The organism is Microcystis sp. LSC13-02 (assembly GCA_002282935.1).
Lineage (GTDB): Bacteria > Cyanobacteriota > Cyanobacteriia > Cyanobacteriales > Microcystaceae > Microcystis.
On the sequence record MTBT01000118.1, the window covers coordinates 1 to 5729 of the forward strand.

The 5729-nt window shown below is 44.1% G+C and carries 7 protein-coding genes; 4 read left to right on the forward strand and 3 right to left on the reverse strand.

Features of this window, described 5'->3' with window-relative positions:
- Window positions 1-257 precede the first annotated feature (257 nt).
- Entirely contained in the window at window positions 258-614 is a 357-nt protein-coding gene (locus BGL89_RS07205) for a hypothetical protein (RefSeq protein ID WP_286825112.1), read from the forward strand.
- 237 nt (window positions 615-851) lie between these two features.
- Here BGL89_RS07205 and BGL89_RS07210 read toward each other — a convergent pair whose 3' ends face one another.
- Window positions 852-1772, reverse strand: a complete 921-nt coding sequence (locus BGL89_RS07210) for a LysR substrate-binding domain-containing protein (RefSeq protein WP_286825113.1) — start codon at window positions 1770-1772, stop codon at window positions 852-854.
- Window positions 1773-1918: 146 nt separating this feature from the next.
- Here BGL89_RS07210 and BGL89_RS07215 point away from each other — a divergent pair, with 146 nt between their 5' ends.
- Window positions 1919-2602 (forward strand): cadmium resistance transporter, encoded by a 684-nt coding sequence (locus tag BGL89_RS07215; protein ID WP_286825114.1) that lies wholly within the window; start codon window positions 1919-1921, stop codon window positions 2600-2602.
- On the opposite strand, the gene BGL89_RS07220 is transcribed toward BGL89_RS07215, so the two are convergent.
- On the reverse strand, window positions 2599-2748 hold the full coding sequence (locus tag BGL89_RS07220; protein WP_286825115.1) for a hypothetical protein: 150 nt from the start codon (window positions 2746-2748) through the stop codon (window positions 2599-2601). The two genes, BGL89_RS07215 and BGL89_RS07220, sit on opposite strands and share 4 nt — an antisense overlap.
- Before the next feature lie 171 nt (window positions 2749-2919).
- On the opposite strand from BGL89_RS07220, the gene BGL89_RS07225 reads away from it, so the two are divergent.
- A complete protein-coding gene (locus BGL89_RS07225; RefSeq protein WP_002762666.1) occupies window positions 2920-3354 on the forward strand; it encodes a YidH family protein in 435 nt (144 codons plus the stop codon).
- Between the two features lie 10 nt (window positions 3355-3364).
- On the opposite strand, the gene BGL89_RS07230 is transcribed toward BGL89_RS07225, so the two are convergent.
- Window positions 3365-4162: a sulfite exporter TauE/SafE family protein gene (locus tag BGL89_RS07230; RefSeq protein ID WP_286825116.1), complete on the reverse strand. Its 798-nt coding sequence runs from the start codon at window positions 4160-4162 to the stop codon at window positions 3365-3367.
- Between the two features lie 274 nt (window positions 4163-4436).
- On the opposite strand from BGL89_RS07230, the gene BGL89_RS07235 reads away from it, so the two are divergent.
- Complete coding sequence (locus BGL89_RS07235) at window positions 4437-5441, forward strand: sulfate/molybdate ABC transporter ATP-binding protein (RefSeq protein WP_286825117.1); 1005 nt, start codon at window positions 4437-4439, stop codon at window positions 5439-5441.
- The last annotated feature ends 288 nt before the right edge of the window (window positions 5442-5729 follow it).

A 5729-nucleotide genomic window follows, 5' to 3' on the forward strand; every position in this document is an offset into this window, starting at 1 on the left:
GCGGTGTCAGTCTGTAGAGCGACCATAAGACCAGAACAGAGTAAAACTGTTAAGGCCGGTGCGGAACCCCGCAAGGGAAAGAAGCAGAAACTCAAATCGTGAGGTTTGGGAATCACCGTCCGTTTACGGCGGTGAGGATGTCAATCAGCCAACTATAATTAATAAGCGACGGGAAAAAATCTGGTCTATTTTACGCTCTATGAGGTATTCTAATCGGTGTCCTTCAAAATTAGATTGATTGCTCGAATACTTTAGCCATGAAAAAACTTCTTTCTCTCGCCACCCTAACTGTGCTCTTTTCTGTTTCTTTTGGGTTAACCTGGATGAAGCCGGGAAGCGCCAACGACGATGCCAAAATTGAGGCTCGTATTGCTGCTTGGGGTCGCAATTGCAAAAATTCCGTTGTTTCCCATATGGGAAGCGACGTTTCGATGTCCGATATTAATGTGACTCTCGGCGCAACACTTCAGTCTTCTATTGATGCGGGAGAAACAACACTCCAAGATATCAACCGAGGTGGATTAAGCTACAATTGGTCTGTGCCGAAGAAAAAAGTCTCTGGTTACTGTAATACTGACGGGAAAGGCAATGTTACAGAGTTTAAATTAGACTAAACGAACCAAGAGATTTCGTAGGGTGCGTTCCCCACTGCAACTCCGACTATGCAACTAATCGACGAGGGGGAACGCACCTTACTGATTGATTGATCTAATTGTTTATAAACTCTATGGATTAAGCGAGGAAGAAATTAAAATTATTGAAGGGAGAGAGTAAAAAAAGAATAGAAATCTCCAAAAATCTGTAATAAGGACTAGAAGGAAAGGGGTTAATTTTCGGTGATTGCTATCAGATTACAACATCTGCTCGAAAACTTGACAGACGCGGGGTTGAAAGCGCTGACGGTGTTTTATTTTTAAAAAAGGGCGCATAAATTCGAGATAGCGGGGGTATAAACCAGAAGTATCGATGACTCGAATCGATCGCAATGTGCCTAATTCTAATTCTTTTTGAACCATCAATTCGGAAATGCCGGCAGCTGCCAAACTATTCTCGATGATTGCCTTGACCATTTCTCCCGTATTTAACAGCAAAGTCACCTTTAATGTCCGTAAATCGATGCCCCAATTCTGTAACGCTTCCTCGAATCTTTGTTGAGTTCCCGAACCCGATTCTCGCATTACCCAAGGGGTTTCCACTAATTCTGGTAATTCGATCGCTTCTCTTTTATACCAAGGATGAGAACGTCCGACAATAATTAATAGGCGATCGCTGCCGACGATCTCCTGTTCTAAACAATGTGTTAAATCACTCTTGACTTCTCCCTCGATTAATGCTAAGTCAAAACGTCCGTTAGCCGTACCCAGACAGATTTCTTCCGTATTAGCTAGGGTGCAGTTGATCTTAATTGCCGGATAGCGCTCCTGAAAATCGCTAATTTTTGCCGGGAGCCAATAGTTACCAATAGTCAAACTCGATCCTAATTGCAGTTCTCCCCGTTGCAAGTCGTTGAATTCCGCCAATCCCCTTTCTGTCAAAGTCACCTGGGTGAGAATGCGTTGCGCTTCTAATTGCAATAAACGTCCTGTTTCCGTGATCTCGATGTGACGACCGACGCGATGGAATAATTTCACCCCGTATTCACTTTCTAGGGAGGCAATGGCGGCACTGACGGCCGGTTGGGTGATATATAAAGCTTCTGCTGCTTTGGTGAAGTGGAGATGTTCAGCAGTCGCTAGAAAGATTTCTAGTTGATCTAGGGTCATTCTGGCCATGGCAAGGGGTTTTTTGTCTCTATTGGTCTTTCCATCATTTTAATTTATTAAATCAACAAGAAAGAATATTTGATTTTATTAATGGCTCTTTCTAGAGTAGAAGTAGGGCGATCGAGACCAGAAGAGCCGATTAAGAAAAAAATGCTATGACTACCATGATTACTGCCATATCCACAGCAATAGCGGCGTTTATTGCCACTAATCTCGATGACATCCTGATTTTGACGATTCTTTTTACCCAAGTCAACAAACTTTTTCGCCGTCGTCATATCGTTATCGGTCAGTATTTAGGCTTTATACTGCTGATTTTGGCTAGTTTAAGCGGCTTTTTCGGGAGTTTCTTGATTCCGGCTCAGTGGATTCGTTTTCTCGGCCTGTTGCCGGTGGTTTTCGGAATTCGGAGTCTCTGGCAGCGAGAAGAAACCGAGACGGATAATCATCTGGAGGTGGCTGTAGAATCAGCACCGTCTTCTCCTTTGGCGGCCTGGTTTTCCCCTCAAACCTGCGCTGTGGCGGCAATTACCATCGCCAATGGCAGTGATAATATCGGCATTTATCTGCCTCTGTTCGCTAGTAATGCCTGGCCAAATTTAGTCACTATCGTCAGCGTTTTTCTGATCTTGGTGGGTGTTTGGTGTTTTACTGCTCATCAGTTGACTAAATTACCGGCGATCGCTAATTTAATTAGCAGTCACGGTAGCCACTTTGTCCCCTGTGTGCTGATCGGTTTGGGTGTGTTTATGATCAAGGAAAGTCTTCCCCTCGCTTTCTTGGCCTTGTCCTTAAGCTATGGATGGGCGCTTCTCCAGCAGCAACCCAAATCTATTTAGGGTTTGCGGCAAAAAGTTTGTTGGTGGGTGTAGGCTGTAGGCTGTAGGCTGTAGGCTGTAGGCTGTAGGGTTTTACCCATTTTCAGGGAAAAAGTCCCGGAATTTCCCCCTCGATCACTCCAATGGCCAGTACTTTTGGATTTCAAAAAGGTCTAAAAGTCTTATCGAACAATGTTTTTAGATTTATTCAGCAAACCCTATTTAATTTTTGATTCAATACAAATACATCTAAAAAGAGATTTTAGATTTTTTCAATACCATCTATAACTCAAGTGCCATACAATAACATCATCTTCTTGACCGTAGCCATCTCGATCATGTTATTTTTTCTCAAATCACCAGTGACGGAAAGCAAGACCAGCATTAAACCGAAAAAAGTCAATCCCAATCGAGTCCGCGATCATCTGGCCAATGAACGCACCTATCTGTCTTGGATGCGAACAGCGATCGCATTAATGGGTTTTGGTATGGTTATTCTGCGCTTACGGGCCTTTCATCCTCCTCTGGTTCCCCGGCCAGGTTATGGCTGGAAATTAGGCTTAATGTTTGCTTTAGTGGGTTTATTGACCGTATTTTTGACCACAGCCCATTATTTTACAGTCAGACGAGATATAGATGAAGATACCTACGAACCAGCCGATCGATGGGTGCTACTATTTAGTTTAGCGATCGTTATTCTCGGTGCGGGAATTATCTATTTTGTCGCCACCAGTCCCGATCTGTTGATGGGTAGTATGATGACTTTCGAGTGAACTCTGGGGATTAGGTGGGTTGAAGTAAGCGCCAACTGACCGTGACTAGAACAGTATAAAGCAGTATTTTTAGGGCATTTTTGGGCAAATATTCCGATAATCTTGCTCCCACTACCACCCCCGGTATCCCACCCAACCAGATGGGAAGTACCAGATTCCAATCTACCGTTCCTAATCCCAGATGACCGATGGAAGTACAAGTTAAGAGGATGGAAGCTTGCGATAGATCTGTACCGACTAATTTGCGAGAATCAAGCTGAAAAAAGGTCATCAAGACCAATGCAAATAAGGAACCACTGGAAATACTGGTTAAACCGACCAAATAGCCTAAAATTGCCCCTAATACCGTTGTTTTTATCTGACCCGATCGAGTGGTTAAATCTAATTTTGGCCAGGACCAAGGGGACAAATCGGGAAAAAATAAGGAGATTAGTAGTTCTAGGGCCGCTAGGACAGTCACGATCATCAAGACAAGACCGATGATATGAGGCAACCATTGATCGAGATTGAGGGAGCTATTCTGCTGAAAATAGCGAAAACCGACTAATCCTAACAGAGAACCGGGTACACTGCCAATTACTAGCCATTTTACCACTTCTAACTCGATCGTTTGCTGTTGCCAGTGACGAACAGTGCCGACCACTTTCATCAACCCGGCCGCTACCACATCGGAACCCACTGCGGTGGTAGCGGGAACCTGAAATACAAAGATCAATAGGGGTGTAATCAAGGATGAACCGCCAATTCCCGTTAATCCCACGACAATTCCGATAAAAAAGCTAAATATTGTCAATAAAGAATAGTCCATTTTTGCCTCAGTTGTCTCTTTTCTCCGGTGCATTTCTGGTCGTTAAGGGACAAAATTAGTTAATTAAGCCTTTAAAAGAGCAAAAAACAGTAATAGTAAGCTTTTATCGCTGTTTAATCTTTTTAGTCTCTGTTTACAACCAGTAATCTCCGAATCGAAACTTAATTTTCTTGCTATCTTGTAAAATATGAGTGTATTTTAATACGATTGCGATTGAATCATAGTTAAAATACTGTCAAACCCTATACATTTTTTTGCCAGAGGATTACCCACCGTGAGCATCATCATCGAGCAAGTATCGAAAAAATTCGGCACCTTTACCGCTTTAGACCACATCAACCTAGAGATTAAATCGAATCGTCTGGTGGCACTGCTGGGGCCGTCCGGTTCAGGAAAAACCACTCTCCTGAGAGCGATCGCAGGATTAGAACCCCCCGACACAGGCAAAATTATCATCAACGGCAAAGACACAACCAATTTAAATGTCAGAAAAAGGAATATTGGCTTTGTTTTTCAGCATTATGCGCTTTTTAAACACCTGACGGTGCGTCAGAATATCGCTTTCGGTTTAAATATTCGCAAAGCTGCCCCGAACTACATTCAAAAACGAGTGGACAATCTCTTGAGTTTAATTCAATTGCAGGGATTAGGCGATCGCTATCCGTCCCAACTATCCGGGGGTCAACGTCAACGGGTTGCCCTGGCCCGGGCTTTAGCGGTGGAACCGGAAGTATTATTATTAGATGAGCCTTTTGGGGCCTTGGATGCCAAAGTTAGAAAAGAGCTAAGGGTTTGGTTGCGGCAGTTACACGAGGAGGTTCATGTCACCAGTGTTTTTGTCACCCACGACCAGGAGGAAGCCATGGAAGTGGCCGACGAGATCGTAATTTTCAATGCGGGTAAAATCGAACAGGTGGGGACTCCCGATCAGGTGTACGATCATCCTGCCTCTGCTTTTGTGATGAGTTTTATTGGCCGGGTGAATGTTTTGCCACCGACCTCGGCTGCACTGTTCGAGCAGCTCGGAGGGGGTACTAACGGAGTCAAGATTTTCATTCGTCCCCACGACCTAGAAATTCTCTCTTTTCCCAATGGGTCTAGCATTGAGGCAAAAGTCGAGCGCATTATCCATCTGGGTTGGGCCATCGATGTGGAATTAATTCTACCGGATCGCTCTCTCCTGATTGCCCATCTGAATCGAGAACAACTGGCTCAACTGCACCTCCAAGTCGGGGAGCAAGTTTATGTTCGTCCTCGGGATGCTCGCGTTTTTGCTTAAAAGTCACCCTTATTGTTAGCACCTGACGGTCGCAGGATGAACAGCGATTATTTCCGGGTAACGGCTAAAATCGTCAACATTAAAGGTCAGAATATGTGTAAGGTCATGAACGCACATGGCTGCTACTAGCTTCGCATCATGTACCTGCACACCCTTGACTGAATAGGTGAAGACCAAGCGTTCCCATTCGGGATAAATAGGGCTTGCTGAATAATGGTAAAACCCTTTTAAAATAAAGCTTTTGACCTGTTAAAGTCCGATGTTAGTGCTGCGAAAATAGGATTGGGA